This window comes from Arthrobacter sp. zg-Y769, from assembly GCF_020907405.1.
Taxonomy (GTDB): domain Bacteria; phylum Actinomycetota; class Actinomycetes; order Actinomycetales; family Micrococcaceae; genus Arthrobacter_B.
On sequence record NZ_JAJJOE010000008.1, the window covers coordinates 280,273 to 299,053 of the forward strand.

An 18,781-nucleotide genomic window follows, 5' to 3' on the forward strand; every position below is an offset into this window, starting at 1 on the left:
TCGATAGGTCGGTATCGACAATCGACAAATGAACCCGTCGTGGCGGTACCCGAATCCCCTTGTAAGCCTCTTAGCTCGGCTCGTTCTGGGCATCCTCGCCGCGGCAGTAATCGCCGGGGAGGTCATCGTTGTCAGAGCGGCCCGGACGTTAGCGCAGCAGTACCCTGAGTTTGAGCCCCTCCAGACGCCCCTCGTCGGCGCGGCGATCGCATTCGGCATATCCGTGGAGATCGTTTTTCTGATCACCGGTGTCCTCGCCGGTTACATCAGCGATGGCCGGATTTTCGGAAAAGCCGCGCTCAAACTCGTCGATCTCCTCACCGCTGCGGCCGCTTTTGCGACCATCGTCGTCGCCTTTACTTTGTTCCTCATTCCGGGGCCTCCCGCCCTTGCCCTGGTGATCATCGGCGGAATGGCATTGGGATCAGCCTTCACACTTATTCTCGTGGTGCTTCGATCGCTTCTACACGGCGCCGTGTCGATGCGAGAGGAACTCGACGTGGTGGTGTGAAGGCCATTCGCCTCGCCACCTATCCCCTGCCATGGCTTTATGCTCGGGGGACGACGACGGCGGATCCGCCCCGCTTCGAGCCCAGCCGCCGGTATGCCAGGCCGATGCCGCCGCAGATCAGGTAGACCGCAATAATGGACAGCCACCCGGCGAGGAAGCCGCCGGAGTATTGGAGCAGCAGGCCCATGGCCAGCGGCCCCAATGCGAAACCGGAGTACATGCCCAGCGAGACGGCCCCGGACGCCGCACCCACCCGTTCCCGGGGAACTTCGCGCAGCACGCCGGCCATCACCACCACGTTCACGCCCAGGACGGAGGCGCCGTGGAAAGCGACGCCGCACCACAGCAGCACGGGCGCGCCGGTCTGTCCGGCGGCGAGCAGCAGGGCCGCGCCGCAGACCGCCCCGGCCGCGAGGATCAGCAGCAGGGTGGAGGCACGGACGCCGTCGGCCATCCTTCGTCCCCAGAGCACCCGGGAGGTCACGCCGACGACGCCGGCCACCGCGGCGGTGACGCCGCCCATCAGCAGCGAGAAGCCGATCTCCCGCTGGGCGAACAGGGGCAGGTAGACGTTGGTGGCCTGCATGCCGGCGCCGGAAAACAGCGCAAACGCGGCCAGCAGCCAGACCGACGCGGGGAACTTCCGGTCTGCGGGCTGCCCAGGAGCGTGCGGTGCCGAAAGCCGTGGTTCGGACGGCAGCCGGAACCACGCGTAGGCCAGCAGCAGGGCCAGGACCGCGACGGCGCCGACGGCGGCTCCGCGCCACCCGGCGACCAGCGCGGCGGCAGGGAAGAAGAGACTGGAGAACAGCTGGCTGGCCTGCACGCCGGACTGCTTGATCCCCATCCAACCGGGCCGTTTGCCCGGTTCGACGGCGTGGATGATGATCCGGTTGGTGGTGGGGTTGGAGATCGCCTGGGCGGGGCCGGAGAGCAGGACGGCGGCCAGCAGCCAGAAATAGTTGCCGGACAACGCGGCGAAACCCAGGGCCAGGGCGGTGCCGCCGAAGATGATCAGCAGTTGGGAGCGGGCGCTGATCCGGTCGCTCAGCCGGCCCAGCCACATGGAGGACACCGCTGCCCCGGCGAAACAGGTCGCGGCCAGAAGTCCGAACTGTGCATCGCTGATCCCCAGGTCCGCCATGATCAGCGTGCTCGTGGCGGAGAGCCCGTAGTTCATCATCGGGCCGGCGCCCATGGCGCAGACCAGCACAAACAGCAGGCCGGGCCCGGCGGAGGAGCGCACGCGTATTCCCTTCGTGGAGTAACAGGACCCATTGTGGCCTGTGAGCACGAAGGTTACCGAGTGCGACAGCCGGAGCGCCCGGATATTATTGATGGGCACCCGCCCCACTTCGATGCAAGGAACCCGTTGAACAAGAAATCACTCAAGGATGACGGATTCACCGGCTTCCGGCCCATCGACGGTCTGGACATCAACCGGATCCCGCAGCGTCAGGGCATTTTCGCCGTGCTGCGGCCCGAGGGGTTCGAACCGCGGTTCCTCAAGGAAAGCACGGCCGGGGTGTTCAAAAAGAAGAAGCCAACCCTGTCCCGGGATGAGCTCGCCGCCGAGTGGGTGGCGGATGCCGACGTGCTGTTTCTCGGCAAGGCCAGCGGCGGCAGCCAGGGCAACCGCGGTCTGCGACGGCAGATCTCCGAATTCGTGGACTTCGGCAGGGGAAAGCCGCCGGGGCACTGGGACGGCCGGCTGATCTGGCAGCTGCTCGATGCAGAGGATCTTCTGGTGGCGTGGAAGGAACTGCCGCCCGACGCGCTCACCCCGGCCCTCGCAAAGTACCAGGCGGACTTTGTCCGTTTATACGGCCGGCTGCCCTTCGCCAATCTCGTCCAGACCCGCGCTTAGGACGCTTTGAGCGTCTTGCTGAACAACACATATTCACCGTCTTGCCCGGTGGTTTCATAGCCCGTGCCCCGGTAGAGCAGATCGGCCTGGTTGCTTCGGTGAACACCGAGTTCCACAACGCGGGCGCCGCTTGGACTGGCCTGCTGCTCGAACGCCTCCAGGAGGAGCCGCCCGAGTCCTTGGCGACGACGGCTGCCGAGGACACTGATCGAGACCAGGGTTGCGGTGTCACCATCGAGGCTCCACATCGCATACCCGACCGGGTGCCCATCTGCATCAAGGCAGAAGAGCGTGCGGGGAAGGCAATCGATCCAGAGTGCGAGGTTCTGGTCGAGAGCTGCCAGCCATCCCTGGAGCTCATCCGGCTCGATGGTCTCCATGTACTCGCGCTCCTGGCGGAGGATGAAAGGCAGATCGCTTACTTCGGCGGGTCGAAGGCTCGTTGGCAGAGGCATGGACGTGAGCATGCCACATTCATCCACGCTCACAGCGGAAGACGGGCGCGCTGACGCCCGCCTTCCGCTGTCGTAAGGTTCGGAATCGCCCGGAGCGGTTTCCGACCGCTAGCGGACGTCGAACCCGGCGTCGCGGATGGCCTGCTTCACCTGGTGGATCGCATCGTCCGGGCCGAAGTGGAACACCGAGGCGGCCAGGACGGCGTCGGCCCCTGCGATCACCGCGGCCGGGAAGTGCTCCGGCTTGCCGGCCCCGCCGGAAGCGATCAGCGGCACGTCGACGGCGGCGCGGACGGCGCGGATCATCTCGATGTCGAAGCCCTCGCGGGTGCCGTCGGCGTCGATGGAGTTCAGCAGGATCTCCCCCACGCCGCGGTCGGCCGCCTCCTTGGCCCAGGCGACGGCGTCGATCCCGGTGCCGGTGCGCCCGCCGTGGGTGGTGACCTCGAAGCCCGACGGCGTGGCGCCGTCGTGCGTGCGCCGCGCGTCCACGGAGAGTGTCAGCACCTGCGAGCCGAAGTGCCGGGTGATTTCGTCGATCACGTCCGGCCGGGCGACGGCGGCGGTGTTGATGGAGGCCTTGTCCGCGCCGTAGCGCAGCAGCCGGTCCACGTCGGCGATGGAGCGGACTCCCCCGCCGACGGTCAGCGGAATGAAGACCTCTTCGGCGGTGCGGGCGACGACGTCGAACGTGGTGTCGCGGTTGCCGGAGGAGGCGGTGACGTCGAGGAAGGTCAGTTCGTCGGCGCCGGCACGGTCATACCGGTGCGCGAGCTCCACCGGGTCGCCGGCGTCGCGCAGGCCTTCGAAGTTGATCCCCTTGACCACCCGGCCCGCGTCGACGTCCAGGCAGGGGATAACGCGGATGGCAACACTCATGGCGTGTCCCCTTCCCTAGATCCGGCAGGCGTGGATGCTGCTGACCAGGATGGCGCGGGCGCCGATGTCGTAGAGCTCGTCCATGATCCGGTTGGTGTCCGACTTCTTGATCATGGAGCGCACGGCCACCCAGTCGCTGTTCTGCAGCGGGGAGACGGTGGGCGATTCCAGGCCCGGGGTCAGCGCTGCGGCCTCGTCCACGAGGTCCTTGCGGACGTCGTAGTCCATCATCACGTACTGGCGTGCCACCAGGACGCCGCGCAGGCGGCGGATCAGCACGTCGACGCCGGCGGGGCTCGCACCCTTGCGGCCGATCAGCACGGCCTCGGACTTCAGGATCGGTTCGCCGAAGATTTCCATTCCGGCGGCGCGCAGGGTGGTGCCGGTTTCGACGACGTCGGCAATCGCGTCCGCGACGCCGAGGCGCACGGAGGATTCCACGGCGCCGTCGAGCCGGACCACGGAGGCGTTGATGCCGCGTTCGGTCAGGTAGGAGCGGAGCAGGCCGTCGTAGCTGGTGGCTAGGCGCTTGCCTTCGAGCTGGTCGATGGAGGAGAAGTCCCCCACCGGGCCGGCGAAGCGGAAGGTGGAGGCGCCGAAGCCGAGGTTCATCAGTTCTTCGGCGTCCACCTGCGCGTCCAGGAACAGGTCGCGGCCGGTGATGCCGACGTCGAGCGTTCCGGCGCCGACGTAGACGGCGATGTCGCGGGGGCGGAGGAAGAAGAATTCGACGTCGTTATCGGGGTCTACCATGACCAGTTCGCGGGTGTCGCGGCGCTGGCGGTAGCCCGCCTCGTTGAGCATGGCGGAGGCGGATTCGGACAGGGCACCCTTGTTGGGTACGGCTACACGGAGCATGGGAGCATCTTTCGCTGGAAGTTCGTCTGGGAAGGTTCGACCGGCGGGCCACACGCTGAAGGCTCAGCGCGCGGCTAGAGATGCTTGTAGACGTCCTGCAGGGTCAGACCCTTGGCCAGCATCAGGACCTGGAGGTGATAGAGCAGCTGGGAGATTTCTTCGGCGCATTCGGCATCGGATTCGTATTCGGCGGCCATCCAGACTTCGGCGGCCTCCTCAACAACCTTCTTACCGATGCCATGCACGCCCGACTCGAATTCGGCCACGGTGCGTGACCCGGCGGGGCGGTCCTGAACTTTCTGGCTCAGCTCGGCAAAGAGGTCTTCGAAGGTTTTCACAGTGCCAAGGGTACGCTGTGGCGCCGGGTGGGGCGGAATCGTGGGGCGGGGTGTGACGAAGCATGAGATAAAGGGGTCTTCGCGGAGAGCATGCTGCAACAACATACGTCCGGGCACCGTCGGCGGCACCCCAAGCCGATGTTTAAGTTAAGACGCTTTCATTCCATATGCAAGACTTTCCTCAAACGCATCCCTATCTGGCGCGCCGAACCCTAAACATCGGCGGACTGGAACGCTACTAGAGGAACTTTGATGACCCCCTTAGCGGCCCCCGCTCTTGCTGCGCCAAACTACTCTGCTATTGCGATTTCAGCAGTAGTTTCGATTGCAGTTTTCTGGACCGGATATGCGCTGAATCGCGCAGCTTCAAGACGAGAGCGCCAACGTAAGGTCATCGAAGACTGGCTGCGTGAATTGGGGTCGTGGACAGACAAGTTCGCTGATCCCTCTTCGAAGCCTGATTACAACTACAACACCCTAACCAGTCGCCATGTGATAGAGCTGAGTTTACAGCGAAAGCACAGATACCTTGCATGGTGGATGCACGAAATGGCTGTCGCAATCATTAATCGCCGCAAGGCCTCTTCAAAGAGCATCGAGCTGAGACAGACGTGCGCGGACGATTTGAATGGGCTCTTGAACGAGACCGGTGAGTACTTGCTGAAGTGGCATCACAAAGAACTGAAGAGCTCTGATTTTCATTTCCCATACCAACTACGGGCAAAGGCTCGAAGTATGGGAATACAAGCAGACGAATATGCGCATTCGATAAATCTCGACCCCTACTTGGCGCCGGTCAGAATGGATGCGGCCAGAAAATGGACGTTCCTCAAATTGCTTCTTGATCCCACTCAGGGCAAAAAGACGCTCGCGGCGCTGGAGGGATTTATAGGGAAGCACTACGTCGGTATCGCGCTTATCGTGACGATTTTTCTTCGGCTTCTGTACGGCATACGCCTTCTTCGTGCCCAAATGAATCTACATCGCAGCAATAGGCGATTGAACCGACTAAAACGGAAGCTTGAAGATCTATGCGAGCTGGAAGAATCGAGCGTTCAGTGACACTACCAGTTTCTGGTAAGGCCCGTACACCGGAAGAAGCCATTAGACTCGATGGTCATGGCGACAGCCAACCCCGCACGGTACTTGCTAGGTTTCTGGATACACCAGGAAGGTCCGGAGGAATAAATGCGCGCCGTGACCTTCCCCAGCGGCAGGGCAGTAGTCGTTAGAAGATAGTGGAGACAATAACTGTTGCTAACCTCAACGTTCGAACTGGCAAACCACAGACCTGCCGCATCACAGCGGGGCTTCGCAGACCGTGCTAGACAAGATCCTTGTAAAGCCTGCCGTCAAAACTACAAGGTCACTTCTCTACTAACCATTTGTCTGATGTCTTGCATCTACCCACTTCCGCGCTTTCCGGGGACTCCGGGCCCAAAGCAGAAGGCAACGAGTCAATTCACCTAATGTATGTTCGGCGTCTGGTACCGGAGTCCCAAAACTAACGCCGTGGATGACGGTGTCCATATATGCCCTAAGGCCGGTATATCGATTTCCAGACATATCAACCGATAACCTTAGGTCGGCAATCAAAAGCGCAGACTCCACCTTATTCGACCCAGAGGGTTGCCCTGAGGGAAATGCTCGCGCTTGCAGCTTGTCTGCAACTGCCTGGATCATCGTGGTCGCAAGATCGGACCTGCGGTTACGGGCGGTGGCGCGCCGTTCCCTTACATACGCCACCGAAACAGTAAGGACAGCACCAAGAATGCCAAGTGACGCAACACCTGCAACACCTTGCTGCAGGTGATCGACGACAGATCCCAACCAGTCACTGTACTGATTCATCTCAACCCTAAAAGCCCGCATAAGAATCATGGAAGCGCAATCCCGTCGACTTCAAAGAGCTCTTCAGCAATACTTTCCAAGTATAGTGCCTTGCTCACTACCTGCCATATCTTTTGATTGCTGACACTCGTATGGAAAACATTCTGAGGATATGAAATCCAACTTTTGTATGGCATAGACTTCAAATCAACTTCAGGATGGTTCTGAATGGGACCAGTTGAGCGTTCTCGATGCAGCAAATCATATTGCATGCTGAGCGCTATCTCAGAGAGGTCTGCTACGCGCTCGAAGCGGTTGTGATAGAAGGGTATCCGTCGCGTTGTCGAATCCGCGAGAAGCAACGTCGACCCCTGAGCGTTCAATAGGAGCAGCTGGCTTTCCGACTTTAAGTTGAGATCGTCTGCGGCATTGACCACTGCCAAGCTAAGCCTGGGATCCGGAATTAGTGTAGGGTCGCGCGAGATATGCAGCGCGACGAGGTCGGCTGTATGTGCCGAGAGAAACTTTGCGACAACATCTTCAGCTTCGGGAACTGTGATTTTAGTATGGATACTGATCCGGCCTGAGTTTCCAAGTGGAGTTTCTTTCGACCCCCCAACCAATGCACCAACCTTTTTCATAAGCTGGCGAAACCTACCGGATGCAATCTCACGGAGTACTGCAGAGGTGCTGGACGGAACCGCGCCTATTTCAGCATACGGAATGCGAGTAGCGAGTTTAGCGCGGACCACGATTTTACCCGACGAAAATTCGTCGGCTTGAACATGCAAGCTGGCGAATTGGCCATCGCCTAGAGAATAGTGCATCTCGGAACCCTTGGCGTTTACAACGGGAGGGTCATGGACTGCAAGGTTTTCATACACATAGGGTTTCGGCGTGTATCGCGTCGGCGTTATTGCGTGCCTGGAAACTAAGTCAAACTCCTGAACGAACCCGTTATAGGCGGGCTTTGAATTAAAGTATCGACCCGTATGAAGCGTGCTACGTTCTTCGCTACTGAAGAAATAAGGCATAAGTATAATGCATTCTATGCCGAATGTTGGCGTGTGAGGTAGCGCGCCGGGGGCTTCAACCCCGCCCAATCGAAATTGGCCGTCTGCAACGTCGGGCGCGCCACGTTTACTCACGTGGTGAACTTACTGCATAGGTCTAACTGATGCAAACTGGAACAAGATAGTCGCTACGTTCCGCGATGGAGGGACCAAACCGTATAGTATTGGTTCCGCCCCGCTGTCTCGGTACGTGTCTATACTGAAATATTTACCTTCGGATAGCCATGAGTCTTAATCACTGAGCGTCGCGTAGCCGTTGCCCTCCATGTGGCAGGTTTCGATCTTATGCAGGTTCAATCCGACTACAGCAGCTGTGGCATGCGATCGTGTCCTGCATGCTTCTTCTAGGTTTAACGGGGGCGAATTCTTGTGCCCGCAGAGTTACTCGTGTCGCTGTTTCCCGGTCTACCCGTTGACCACAGCAAATAAATTGCGAACCCTTGGTGCCACGTCTGACCGCCACGAAGGAAATTTCCCTCGCGCCGTGTCGCGTTCCCCTCCCGCGCTCCGTCGCCGAAGCGAATAAAGCCACAGTGGCTGTGTCCAAGAGGCAAGGGAGACCATCAAGGCGAACTATCTGTTGCTGACGCAGGACCGTCCTTCGAAGTACAGAGGGAGCAGCGAATCCCGAGCGAGGCCGATATCCACTCGCTGTTCGTGCAGGAGGTCACGGACCGACTGCAGACCAACGGCGAACACATCGAACGGCAGGCCCTGTTCTCTGGGCGAACCTTGTGCGGTCCGACGTCGGCTGCCCCCCCCCCCCCCCCGATGACCGGCGGGCCATTCCCGGAAACCGGGAATTTGGTCACCGGCTGGATGGTTTTCGACATTGAAAACCATGACCGTCCTATCTAACTGGTTGGCGAACTGTCGGTGGCCCTTACTGTTACAGCGGAAAACCCTGAGTCGTACTGGCCCTGCCGATGACCATCACGTAATGACGGGTCCGGGTTCTGGCCTCGCAGGTCGCCGTCCTCGTCCGCCGCGGGGCCGGCTTCGCGGCCGACCTGGCTCGGTCAAATAATCCACCGGGCAACTTTTCACTCGTTTCCGCCGCTAAGCCGACGTACCCTGAGCTATGGAATCCGAGGTCCGGAATCTTGCGCTTCACACCGGCATCACAGTGCCGTGCCTCGTCCAGGGCGACACGGATTCACCACCGGTCTTGCTGCTGCACGCATGGGCCGAATCCCGCCGGAGCTTCGACCGGCTGGTGCCCGGGCTGACCGACTTCCGGGTTTATGCCCCGGACCTCCGCGGCCAAGGCGATGCCGACAAGCCGCAGAACGGATACTCGCTGACAGAACAGGCCCGGGATGCCGCGGCAGTTCTAGATGCACTTGAGGTATCTACGGCGTCGGTCCTCGGCTCGTCGAGCGGCGGCTATGTGGCCCAGCAACTGGCCGTGGAACACCGCGAGCGGGTGGCGGCACTCGTGCTGGTGGGCGCCCCCTTGACCCTGCAGGGCCGGCCCGGGTTCGCCGACGACGTCGACGGACTGACAGATCCCGTCGCCGAGGACTGGGTGCGCGGTTTCCTCGGCTGGTTTCCGTTAATCCAAGAGGTTCCCCCGTGGTTCATCGAGGACCGGGTGCGCGACGGCGTCAAGATGCCCGCCCACGCGTGGAAGCTGAGCCTGCGCGGCCTGTACACGGCTAGACCGCCGACCGAGTCGGGACCCATCGACGTTCCCATGCTGATCCTGTGGGGCGGACAGGACGGCCTGCTGCCCCGCGCGGACCAGGACACGTTGGCTGCCCGGATTGAGGGCGCGGAACTGAAAATCTATCCCGATGCCGCCCACTTGGTTTTGTGGGAATGCCCACAACGGGTCGCAGCAGATACTACGGCGTTCCTGGCTTCTCTCACTTGATCCCCGCCCGGACAACCGTCAGGCATCGACAGGTACCCGGCGAGCCGTCCCGCGGTTGAGCGCCATGTGCCCGCCCAGGAAGCCGGAACCCGCCAGGACCGCATTGCCCGCAAGGGCCAGGGCCACACCCAGTCCGTGCCGGCCGCGTGTCCGGGCGATCAGGGATCCGAGGTTGGCGAACACCGCCACATCCGTACCCAGCGCGTGAACGGCTCCGATTCGACGCTCGTCGCCGGTCATTCCCGCCCAGTCGCTGGCACCGGCGATAGAGGTGGGCACGGCCGCGGCCAGCCCCGCGCAAACCAGAACGGCGGCACCGTGCCGCGACTGGACTCCGCCGGCTAGATCGAGGATGGACGCGCTGCCCCAGCAGCCAAGCGTCAGGTCCGTGAGCGGCGGATGAATCGAGTGGCCCAGGACCCCGGTATGGAACGGACTTTTCCGCGCCCACTCGAGCACCGGCTTGTAGAGGAACTCCTGCGCGGCGGCAACGCGTTCCGAGACCGGACTGGTGCCCACAGCCCGGGCCAGACGCAGCGGCAGCGAAACTTCACTCACGCTTACTGACGCTACGCCCGCCGGGCACAGCTGCAAAGGCTCCGCCGAAACCCGCGGAAACGGCCCGGCAATTCCATGTCGAAATCCCCCGCCCCGTTCCGTCCCAGCATTAGGCACAGTCACAATGGCCGTGTCGTGGGGGGAACAGTTGCAGGAGAACAAGGGAGACCGTCATGGCCAAGTATCTGTTGCTCAAGCATTACCGCGGCGCACCCGAAGCGCTCAACAACGTACCGATGGATCAGTGGACACCGGACGAAGTCGCAGCCCACATGCAGTTCATGGCGGACTATGCCGAACGGCTGCAGGCCAACGGCGAATACGTGGAGGGCCAGGCACTCTCCCCCGAAGGAACCTTCGTGCGGTACGACGGCGAGGGCCGGCCCCCGGTGACGGACGGACCGTTCGCGGAAACCAAGGACCTGATCGCCGGCTGGTTCGCCATCGACGTGGACGGCTATGACCGCGCACTCGAACTGGCCGGAGAACTGTCCGCGGCACCGGCCGCCGGCGGCAAGCCGCTGCACGAGTGGATCGAGGTCCGTCCGTTCCTGGCCCAGCCCGTCACGATCACGGAATAACCCCCGTGGAGGAAAGCCGGCTGCGGGTTCTCGCCCCGCAGGTCATCGCCGTCCTCGTCCGCCGCGGAGCCGACTTCGCGGCGGCCGAGGACGCGGTGCAGGACGCCCTGCTCGAAGCCCTGCACACCTGGCCGGAGCATCCGCCCCGGGATCCGAAGGGCTGGCTGGTCACCGTCGCGTGGCGCAAGTTCCTGGATGCCGCCCGCGCGGACTCGTCCCGCCGTCGTCGTGAACTCAAGGCCGACGCCGAACCTCCACCCGGCGTCGTGAGCTCAGCGGACGACACGCTGCAGCTGTATTTCCTCTGCGCCCACCCGTCGCTGTCCCCGTCCTCGGCGGTGGCGCTGACCCTGCGGGCCGTGGGCGGGCTGACCACCCGGCAGATCGCCGTCGCGTATCTGGTGGGCGAGGCCACCATGGCCCAGCGGATCAGCCGGGCGAAGCGGACCGTCGCCGGCGTCCGCTTCGACACCCCCGGCGATGTCGCCACCGTGCTGCGGGTGCTGTACCTGGTGTTCAACGAGGGCTACTCGGGCGACGTCGACCTGGCCGCCGAAGCCATCCGGCTCACCCGCCAGCTGGCCGCCGCCGTCGACCATCCGGAGGTGCAGGGACTGCTGGCGCTGATGCTGCTGCACCACGCCCGCCGGTCCGCACGGACCGACGACGGCGGCCGGCTCGTTCCGCTGGCCCAGCAGGACCGCGGCCGCTGGGATACCCGGCTGATTACTGAGGGCGTAGCCATCCTGCAGCGGGCGCTGGCGCGTGACCGGCTCGGTGAATACCAGGCCCAGGCGGCCATTGCGGCCCTGCACGCGGATGCACAGAGGGCCCAAGACACCGACTGGCCGCAGATTGTGCAGTGGTACGACGAACTGGTCCGGCTGACGGGCAGCCCGGTCGCCCGGCTGAACCGGGCCGTCGCCGTCGGCGAGGCGGACGGGCCGCGCGCCGGCCTGGCCGCCCTGGCGGAACTGGATGCGTCGCTCCCCCGGCACACCGCGGCGCGGGCGTACCTGCACGAGAAGAGCGGCGACGTCGGACAGGCCGCACGGCTCTATGCGGAGGCGGCGCTGCTGGCGCCGAACCTGGCCGAACGCGACCACCTGACGCTGCAGGCCGCCCGGCTGAATGCTGGTGCGCCGCACCGCTCCGGCTAGGCGCTAAACCGGCAGGTCGGCGGAAAGGGAAACCGCACGGATGCCAACGAACAGACTAAAGTGTCTCCGGAATTGCACGCCCGGGAAACAGCGTCGAATATTGTCGCCGATACATTCGGCGCCCCACGAGGCGGTAGGCAAGTCGGACCGGCGCAGGGATTTCCTTGAAGAAAGCCTTTCGGTCGTCCGGTGGGTTCGTGGCCATCATCATCCCGAGGTAGCCCACCAAAAACTTCTTGTCGAACTGTTCAATTCCGTGCTTTCCGACCGCGTCCATTTCCTTTTCGCTCAACACCCTGTCCACCACGGGCATCACCTCAGTGACTTCGCGGCGCAGGTGCACCTTAAGCAGAGCGGAGAGGTCCTCATAGCGTTCAGCGAGTTCCTCGCCGGCCGCCGCGTCTGCCGTCTCCATCCAGCGTCGCCGGACCGGTTCGATGCGATCAAGGCGCTCCCCCACCTGCCGATGCTGTTCCAGCATCTGCGCCACATGCAGGGCGCACCCCGGTGCCCGGCCAGCCAGTTGAGGGTACATCAGCAGGTCCTCACCCTCGTGGTGGATGTGCAGCACGCCGTCGAAGTTTCCGAGCACTTCCCCAACGTATGCGGCGCGATCCGTATCGCCAATAGGGGTGGACCGCACCAGGCCGGGTGCCTCATCGTAGGCCCAAAGGAAAAAACGGTGAACGCGCCGCATTCCGACCGTCCCGGTGCAGAGGACGGGCCCCGGCGGCAAGGGAGCAGCGGTCTCGCCCGGCTGTGCCGTAAAGAAGTCAGTCATTCGGATCGCCCCTTACAGAATTGATGCAAGATCACGGCCTCCCCGCGGACATTATAAGAGCCCTACCTCACACGGCACAATGGTTTAATCCAGCGGGGTTACGGCGAGCTGGTTTAATCCAGCGGGGTTACGGCGAGCTTCAGCCTGGAGGGCCGTTTGGTTCCCCCTCATACGCAGGCCCGCCCACAGCAGGGCTTGCATGTCCCGGCATGCGTATGTTGAGCCGAAGGAAGGACGGCTTTAAACTAGCGCCATGCTGTCTGGGGGCCGGACGACTGAAGGATGCACTATGAAGGCTTTGTTTACCGTTTCGGCGGCACAGCTTGCCCTCGGTCTGGCCGGCCTCGGGAAGGCACTGCGGGACCGGACCAGCTACGACGTCTGGAAACTCAAGGGCGACCCCAGACACGTCGCACGCGACCAGTGGGTCATGGGAACCAATCTTTCGGCCCCGGGCCTGATGCTGATTCTTCAAGGGCTGGCCACGGCAGGGCTGCTGAGCCGCAGGTGGCGCCGCACCGCCGCAAAGACCCTCGCCATTCTGGGCGCGATAATGAGCGGCGGCTACCCCGTAGAGAAATCTATCCGTCAGGCTTGGCGTGGGAAGTCCCCGGACAAATCATTGCTGCCAATGACTGCGGCCGCGACGGCCCTCGCAGCACTGATGGCAGTGCTCGGCCGGCAAGACATGAATCGGCTTCCGAAGGCGGACTGAAGGACAGGCGGTCCGGCCCAACGCCGCTACGGAACGGCCCCGGCTAGGCGCATAAACCGGCAGGTCGGTAAAGTTTTGATGGCCAGATTTTCCCCGCACCGAGAGTAAGTCCCCCATGAGTGAGCACGCAGCCGTCCCCGACCGTCCCGGACCGTCGCCGATCCCCAACCCGGAGCGCACGCTCACCGTGTGGGAGGACCGGGTGCAGCTGGACTTCACCTTCGCCGACTGCATGAAGTACCACGGCCCCGGCTTCCCCGGCGGCGTCGCGCATGCCTTCGCCGCACTCGGCCGGGCGCTGCCGGAGCTGGCCGCCCGCACCCCCGGCGGCCGCGTAGAGCGCCGCGAGATCCGGATCCGCACCCCCTTCGGCGGTCCGGGCGCCCGGGACGCCTTCGAACTCGTGACCCGCGCGGTCACCGGCGACCGCTACGCAGTGCTGCCGGAACTGGCCCGGCCCGAGCGCGGCAACACCCTGGCCCGCTACGTGTTCGAGATCAGCGCCGGGGACGCAACCGTCACCTGCGTCATCCGCAATGACGGCATCGTCGCGGACGAGTTCATCGAGCTCACCGCCAAGCCGGACAAGACGGCCGCCGAGCTGGCCCACCTGGAAGTCCTCAAACGCGAGATGCGGGACCGGATCCTCGAGCGCGACCCGGCCCAGGTGTACGACCTGGAGGGCTAGGTTCAATTTGAGAGAAACTGGTCCCTCGCCTAGTGCCTCCGATAGCGGCTATTCGTGGTGGGGTCCGGATGTTCTTCGCAGATTGAGGCAACCACCTTGGTCCCCGTTTCATCCGGGCTGATCCGGATATTGACCGGCCGTCCGTAGGTGTCGGTAGCCGGTATGTCGTAGGGGTTCAGCGTGTTCGTGCTCTTGAGATTCAGGATGAGCGTCTTGGGATGTTCCACCGTGTAACCGTGTTCCTGCCGCAGCATATCCGCGATCCTGCCTTTCGCCGCCGCCAGTTTTCTTTTGCCAGCGATCCCGGCCCTGATGAGCACGACAACAGAAACAACGTAAACCACCAGAAGGACGAGGATCCCCAGCATCAGTACGTTTTCCACACCCTCGGCATTGGGGTTTCCCCTGGTTTCACTGGCGAAGATCATTCCAGCGATCGATGCGATCATCAGCACGATTGCCAGCCATGGCGCGGGCACCTTGGGAACGAGGCTTTCGCCCGCCTCTACGCCGGGGATTTCTTTGGCTTTTGACACTTTGAGACCTAACGGTAAAAGGCGGACGGCACAATAACTTCAGCAGTAGCGGTGTAACGATACGGCGGATTCATGCAGATCAAGGATTAAACCTAAACAGAATCAAGCGGGACGCGGAAGCGCCGGCGGTTCTTCCCCGCCGACGTCAATGGCACCCCCGACAACCGTCCACTCTGGCCGCACGGCCCGCCCGACGCTAGGCTCCTTCACCCGGACGGGCGGATGAGGAAGCCCGCCATCTTCGGAAGGACCGGCATGCGCATTGTGCGGACGTGGCGCGGCATAGTCCGCAGCGACGATCTTGAGACATACGTCGCATACGTTCGGGAAACCGGGATCAACGGGTACAGCGCCACGGCCGGCAACCTCGGCGCCTGGATCATCACCCGCAGCCTGGACGAGGGACGCAGCGAGATTGTCACGGTTTCGCTGTGGGTTTCCCTCGAGGCTATTCGAGCTTTCGCGGGCGCCGACGTCGGCCGGGCCGTCTTTTATCCCGAGGATGACCGGTTCCTGCTGGAGCGTGACCGCACCGTGTCGCACTATTCCCTAACCGATTAGCCGGCCTAGTGCCTTTCGTACGGATGGTTTGCCGCCGGCGTGGGATGTTCTTCGCAGATGGAGGCCACCACTTTGGTACCCGTTTCATCCGGGCTAATCCGGATATTGACCGGCCGCCCGTAGGTGTCGGTGGCCGGTATGTCGTAGGGGTTCAGCCGGGGCTTGCTCTTGTCAGTCAGGATCAAAGTTTTCGGATGGTCAACTGTGAACCCGTATTGCCAACGCAGCGATTCCGCGATGTTCCGGTTGGCAACGGATAGTGCCTTCCTGAGTTTCACGATAAGCGGGATCGAGACAACAAGACCCACCAACGCAGCGAGAAGAAAAACCAGGAACAATACGAACCAAAACTCTTCTGCCGGACCGCCCTCAGTCTCATCCATAGCCACACCTGCGAGGACGACACCAATGCCCGGGCCACCCAGCAGGCCCGTCACCAACCACGCGTTGGCCACCTTCGGAACAACGCTCTCGCTCGGGTCCACGCCGGAGAGTTCTTTCGCTTTTGACACTTTGAGACCTATCGATAACGGGCGGACCGGAGGATCAGCAGTAGAAGTCTAACTATTCCGAACCGGGCGGATTCACTCCGTTTTGGGAAAAGCCTGCCAGCTTGGGACATCCCTGCCGCTGCGCAGCGGAGGGTTTTCCCAAACCGGCAGCAGAATCAGTGCAGCCCGCCGGTACGGGTGAACCCGGCGCAGATCACGCGGCGCACAAGCCATCCCAGCAACCAACCAAAACCTTGAAGCGTCGACGCGGTTCGCACATTCGCGGGCGACGACGTCGGCCGGGCTTTCTTCGATCCCGATGACGACTGGATCCTCCTGGAGCGTGACCGCGCCGTGTCGCACTATGAGCTCGCCGGTTAGTCCCGGCGTTCGCGACGGTATCCGGCAGCCTGAAGCATCAGCAGCGCGAGGGCGCCGGCCAGGCCGAAGGGCAGCAGGTACACACCCATCAAGTGGAAGTTCATCAACACCAGGTCCTGCCGGCCCATGGTTCCCGTGCTGCTGTAAATAGTCGTCATCGCTTGGAGGTTGCCGAACAGCCAGAACAGTCCCAGGACAAGCATGATCGACACAACTGCCCACGCCGCACGGAGGTAGGGATTGAACCGGCTCCTGGGAGCAGCAGCCGAGTCAAAGGGCCATTCAGCAGCGGCGTCGTCACCGCCTGCGTCATTGAACTCCGCTTCGGGATGGGTGATCCGGCTGGATGCCTGCGGAGGTTCGCCCCCGTCGTCCACCACTTCCACCCAGTCTCCGCTTTCCCCCGGCACCGGCCGGGCGTAAAGCCGGTAATCCGATTTACTGATGCTTCTCCGAGTTCCCATGGCCCGAAGCCTACTACGGGGCCGCGCGGGCCCTGTGGAGCCGATGTTCGCACCGTTCAGGGCCGCAGCCACCGCGGCCCCGGGAGCCGCCTAGCTGTCTTCCACCTCCGAGAACAGGGCGATGAAAGTGGCCCCAGTGGCCTTCAGCTGACCGAAGAGGTCCGCTGCCGCAGGTCTTGTCACGGCAGCCGAGGCGTCCTCATAGCTGTCGAAGTACAGGTCAAGCGTCCGGTGGGCAGGGGTGGGCGAGCCGTCCTCCTTGGGCCAGACCTTGCCTGCCTCGTAGCGACGCAGTTTCGGGAGCTGCTTGGCGCTGTCCGCGATGCCTTTGTAGGCGGTCTCAAACGCGTTGGGGTCGGCAGGGTTGTCGATAACGAACGTGATCTTGGTGGGCATAATGTTCTTTCCTTTCGGGGTTGCAGTGAGCGTGGTAGAAGTTTCCGGGCACGTGGCACGGTTGTCTACCGTGCGGCAGCCCCCAGCAGCCGGAGCCAGATTTCGCTGATCGTGGGATAGGCCGGAACGGCGTGCCACAGGTGGTCGATCGGCACTTCCGCCGCGATCGCATTGATTGCGGCGTGCACCAGTTCGGTCACGTCAGATCCGACGGCGGTGAACCCGGCAATCGTGTTGGTGTCCTCATGACGATGCTTGCGCGGCCGGCACGCCGTCGTCGCTGTTCGCCTCGGCGCCGCCGGCTGGAACCGGGAACACCAGCCCAGGATTATGCAGCCATTCATGAGCGCCGAAGGCGGTCAGCCGCGAACGTGTGCGGCAGTTCGTTGCCCGCCTAGATCGCCGGAAGTGTCGCCGTGTCGATGACGAAGCGGTACCGTACATCGGATGCGAGCACACGTTCGTAGGCATCGTTGATGGCGTCGGCGGCTATGAGCTCAATTTCGGGTGCGATGCTGTGCTCGGCGCAGAAGTCCAGCATGTCCTGGGTCTCACGGATACTGCCGATACCAGTGCCCGCGAACGAGCGCCGGTTGCTGCACAGTGTGTACACCGGTACCGGCAGTACCTCGGTCGGCGCACCGATGTTCACCATGGTTCCGTCGAGGCCGAGTAGTAAGAGGTAGGCATCCACGTCGATCTTCGCGCTCACCGTGTTGATGATGAGATCAAAGGTGTTGGCGAGGGTTTCGAATGTAGCCGGGTCGCTCGTGGCGTAGTAGTGGTCAGCACCGAACCGCAGCCCGTCCTCCTGCTTACTAAGCGAGTGCGAGAGAACCGTGGTTTCCGCTCCCATGGCATGTGAAATCTTTACGGCCATGTGACCGAGCCCGCCCATCCCGATGACGGCTACCTTCTTGCCTGGGCCGGCATTCCAGTGCGCCAGTGGTGAATAGGTCGTAATGCCGGCGCACAAGAGGGGCGCGGCCGCTTCGTACGGGATGCTCTGCGGAACACTCAGCACGAAGTCCTCTACCACGACGATATGCGTGGAGTACCCGCCCTGCGTGATGGTGCCGTCGCGGTCCACGGCGCCGTAGGTAGCGGTGTTGCCATTGAGGCAGTACTGCTCGGCACCCGCGCGGCAGTTGGCGCATTCACGGCAGGAGTTGACGAGGCACCCCACGCCGACGCGGTCGCCGATTTGGTGCTGCGTGACGTCTGCACCAATCTCGCTGACAACCCCGACGATCTCGTGGCCCACCGTCAACGGGTACTGCACCGGACCCCAGTCACCCCGGACAGTGTGGATGTCTGAGTGGCAGATCCCCACGTAGGCGATCTCGATAAGTACGTCTTTCGCGCCAACGCTGCGTCGTTCAATCGTGGTAGCGACTAGCGGGTCGGTGGGCGATATCGCGGCGTAGGCACTCACGGTCCGAGTCGGACGAGCCGCGATCTGAACTGGTGGAACCATGGTGGACTCCTAAAAACAGACTAGTTTGCTAAGTTGCGTGCCGACGCTTCTCGCCTGCAGCGTGCAGGCTCCGGATTTGTGAGTCGTGAATCTACTTAGCCCTCAGAGTGTTAGCCAGTGCCCCCGCGGGCGGGGGCACTGGCAGAGCCCCCTTTGCCTTTCAGGCTCCACGCTTATTCCCGTTCCACAACAGGTAAAGGCCCTTATTCCGGAAGTACCTATCCAACTCGCTAAAAACGCTTGATCCGGGCATTTCAACACTCAATACTCGGCCGGACATTCGCCGATGAGTGAGGTACCCAATG

The 18,781-nt window shown here is 62.7% G+C and carries 22 protein-coding genes and 1 pseudogene; 9 read left to right on the forward strand and 14 right to left on the reverse strand.

Going from position 1 to position 18,781, the window contains the following annotated elements; genetic code table 11:
• Positions 1 to 28: 28 nt before the first annotated feature.
• A complete protein-coding gene (locus tag LOC60_RS07880; protein WP_230024240.1) occupies positions 29 to 511 on the forward strand; it encodes a DUF2975 domain-containing protein in 483 nt (160 codons plus the stop codon).
• A gap of 37 nt (positions 512 to 548) precedes the next feature.
• On the opposite strand, the gene LOC60_RS07885 is transcribed toward LOC60_RS07880, so the two are convergent.
• Positions 549 to 1,757, reverse strand: coding sequence for an MFS transporter (locus LOC60_RS07885; protein ID WP_230024241.1), 1,209 nt, complete (start codon positions 1,755 to 1,757; stop codon positions 549 to 551).
• A gap of 126 nt (positions 1,758 to 1,883) precedes the next feature.
• Between LOC60_RS07885 and LOC60_RS07890 the strand changes: the two genes are divergently transcribed.
• Positions 1,884 to 2,378: a hypothetical protein gene (locus tag LOC60_RS07890; protein WP_230024242.1), complete on the forward strand. Its 495-nt coding sequence runs from the start codon at positions 1,884 to 1,886 to the stop codon at positions 2,376 to 2,378.
• On the opposite strand, the gene LOC60_RS07895 is transcribed toward LOC60_RS07890, so the two are convergent.
• From LOC60_RS07895 to LOC60_RS07910, 4 genes are all read right to left on the reverse strand, one after another.
• Complete coding sequence (locus LOC60_RS07895; RefSeq protein ID WP_230024243.1) at positions 2,375 to 2,758, reverse strand: GNAT family N-acetyltransferase; 384 nt, start codon at positions 2,756 to 2,758, stop codon at positions 2,375 to 2,377. The two genes, LOC60_RS07890 and LOC60_RS07895, sit on opposite strands and share 4 nt — an antisense overlap.
• A gap of 183 nt (positions 2,759 to 2,941) precedes the next feature.
• Positions 2,942 to 3,712 (reverse strand): imidazole glycerol phosphate synthase subunit HisF, encoded by a 771-nt coding sequence (gene hisF, locus LOC60_RS07900; protein ID WP_229952087.1) that lies wholly within the window; start codon positions 3,710 to 3,712, stop codon positions 2,942 to 2,944.
• Positions 3,713 to 3,727: 15 nt separating this feature from the next.
• Positions 3,728 to 4,570 carry an ATP phosphoribosyltransferase gene (hisG, locus tag LOC60_RS07905; protein ID WP_230024245.1) on the reverse strand — a complete coding sequence of 281 codons (843 nt, stop codon included), beginning with the start codon at positions 4,568 to 4,570 and terminating at the stop codon, positions 3,728 to 3,730.
• Positions 4,571 to 4,644: 74 nt separating this feature from the next.
• Complete coding sequence (locus LOC60_RS07910) at positions 4,645 to 4,908, reverse strand: phosphoribosyl-ATP diphosphatase (RefSeq protein WP_152218540.1); 264 nt, start codon at positions 4,906 to 4,908, stop codon at positions 4,645 to 4,647.
• Between the two features lie 252 nt (positions 4,909 to 5,160).
• On the opposite strand from LOC60_RS07910, the gene LOC60_RS07915 reads away from it, so the two are divergent.
• The gene (locus LOC60_RS07915; protein WP_230024246.1) at positions 5,161 to 5,970 is read left to right on the forward strand and encodes a hypothetical protein; all 810 of its coding nucleotides are present in this window, start codon (positions 5,161 to 5,163) and stop codon (positions 5,968 to 5,970) included.
• Positions 5,971 to 6,785: 815 nt separating this feature from the next.
• Here LOC60_RS07915 and LOC60_RS07920 read toward each other — a convergent pair.
• Entirely contained in the window at positions 6,786 to 7,886 is a 1,101-nt protein-coding gene (locus LOC60_RS07920; RefSeq protein WP_230024247.1) for a hypothetical protein, read from the reverse strand.
• Positions 7,887 to 8,892: 1,006 nt separating this feature from the next.
• Here LOC60_RS07920 and LOC60_RS07925 point away from each other — a divergent pair.
• Positions 8,893 to 9,687: an alpha/beta fold hydrolase gene (locus LOC60_RS07925; protein ID WP_230024248.1), complete on the forward strand. Its 795-nt coding sequence runs from the start codon at positions 8,893 to 8,895 to the stop codon at positions 9,685 to 9,687.
• An 18-nt stretch (positions 9,688 to 9,705) separates the two neighbouring features.
• Here LOC60_RS07925 and LOC60_RS07930 read toward each other — a convergent pair whose 3' ends face one another.
• Positions 9,706 to 10,245 carry a DUF2231 domain-containing protein gene (locus tag LOC60_RS07930; RefSeq protein ID WP_230024249.1) on the reverse strand — a complete coding sequence of 180 codons (540 nt, stop codon included), beginning with the start codon at positions 10,243 to 10,245 and terminating at the stop codon, positions 9,706 to 9,708.
• 173 nt (positions 10,246 to 10,418) lie between these two features.
• On the opposite strand from LOC60_RS07930, the gene LOC60_RS07935 reads away from it, so the two are divergent.
• Both LOC60_RS07935 and LOC60_RS07940 read left to right on the forward strand, forming a co-directional pair.
• Positions 10,419 to 10,826 (forward strand): YciI family protein, encoded by a 408-nt coding sequence (locus tag LOC60_RS07935; protein WP_229952091.1) that lies wholly within the window; start codon positions 10,419 to 10,421, stop codon positions 10,824 to 10,826.
• Positions 10,827 to 10,831: 5 nt separating this feature from the next.
• Positions 10,832 to 11,986 (forward strand): RNA polymerase sigma factor, encoded by a 1,155-nt coding sequence (locus LOC60_RS07940; RefSeq protein ID WP_230024250.1) that lies wholly within the window; start codon positions 10,832 to 10,834, stop codon positions 11,984 to 11,986.
• Between the two features lie 55 nt (positions 11,987 to 12,041).
• Here LOC60_RS07940 and LOC60_RS07945 read toward each other — a convergent pair whose 3' ends face one another.
• Positions 12,042 to 12,767 (reverse strand): hemerythrin domain-containing protein, encoded by a 726-nt coding sequence (locus LOC60_RS07945; protein ID WP_230024252.1) that lies wholly within the window; start codon positions 12,765 to 12,767, stop codon positions 12,042 to 12,044.
• Between the two features lie 289 nt (positions 12,768 to 13,056).
• Between LOC60_RS07945 and LOC60_RS07950 the strand changes: the two genes are divergently transcribed.
• Together LOC60_RS07950 and LOC60_RS07955 are read left to right on the forward strand one after the other, a co-directional pair.
• Positions 13,057 to 13,482 carry a hypothetical protein gene (locus LOC60_RS07950; protein ID WP_230024253.1) on the forward strand — a complete coding sequence of 142 codons (426 nt, stop codon included), beginning with the start codon at positions 13,057 to 13,059 and terminating at the stop codon, positions 13,480 to 13,482.
• Positions 13,483 to 13,597: 115 nt separating this feature from the next.
• Positions 13,598 to 14,170 carry a hypothetical protein gene (locus LOC60_RS07955; RefSeq protein WP_230024254.1) on the forward strand — a complete coding sequence of 191 codons (573 nt, stop codon included), beginning with the start codon at positions 13,598 to 13,600 and terminating at the stop codon, positions 14,168 to 14,170.
• A 29-nt stretch (positions 14,171 to 14,199) separates the two neighbouring features.
• Here the strand turns inward: LOC60_RS07955 and LOC60_RS07960 are convergent, their stop codons facing one another.
• Positions 14,200 to 14,706, reverse strand: a complete 507-nt coding sequence (locus LOC60_RS07960; protein ID WP_230024255.1) for a hypothetical protein — start codon at positions 14,704 to 14,706, stop codon at positions 14,200 to 14,202.
• A 255-nt stretch (positions 14,707 to 14,961) separates the two neighbouring features.
• Here LOC60_RS07960 and LOC60_RS07965 point away from each other — a divergent pair, with 255 nt between their 5' ends.
• On the forward strand, positions 14,962 to 15,267 hold the full coding sequence (locus LOC60_RS07965; RefSeq protein ID WP_230024256.1) for a hypothetical protein: 306 nt from the start codon (positions 14,962 to 14,964) through the stop codon (positions 15,265 to 15,267).
• A 5-nt stretch (positions 15,268 to 15,272) separates the two neighbouring features.
• On the opposite strand, the gene LOC60_RS07970 is transcribed toward LOC60_RS07965, so the two are convergent.
• From LOC60_RS07970 to LOC60_RS07990, 5 genes and pseudogenes are all read right to left on the reverse strand, one after another.
• Positions 15,273 to 15,779: a hypothetical protein gene (locus tag LOC60_RS07970; RefSeq protein ID WP_230024258.1), complete on the reverse strand. Its 507-nt coding sequence runs from the start codon at positions 15,777 to 15,779 to the stop codon at positions 15,273 to 15,275.
• A gap of 356 nt (positions 15,780 to 16,135) precedes the next feature.
• Entirely contained in the window at positions 16,136 to 16,603 is a 468-nt protein-coding gene (locus LOC60_RS07975; RefSeq protein ID WP_230024259.1) for a hypothetical protein, read from the reverse strand.
• A gap of 90 nt (positions 16,604 to 16,693) precedes the next feature.
• Positions 16,694 to 16,999, reverse strand: a complete 306-nt coding sequence (locus LOC60_RS07980; RefSeq protein WP_230024260.1) for an EthD family reductase — start codon at positions 16,997 to 16,999, stop codon at positions 16,694 to 16,696.
• Positions 17,000 to 17,064: 65 nt separating this feature from the next.
• Positions 17,065 to 17,241: pseudogene (locus LOC60_RS07985) on the reverse strand (pyridine nucleotide-disulfide oxidoreductase); the annotation flags it as partial.
• Positions 17,242 to 17,393: 152 nt separating this feature from the next.
• Positions 17,394 to 18,476: an NAD(P)-dependent alcohol dehydrogenase gene (locus LOC60_RS07990; protein WP_230024261.1), complete on the reverse strand. Its 1,083-nt coding sequence runs from the start codon at positions 18,474 to 18,476 to the stop codon at positions 17,394 to 17,396.
• Positions 18,477 to 18,781 lie beyond the last annotated feature (305 nt).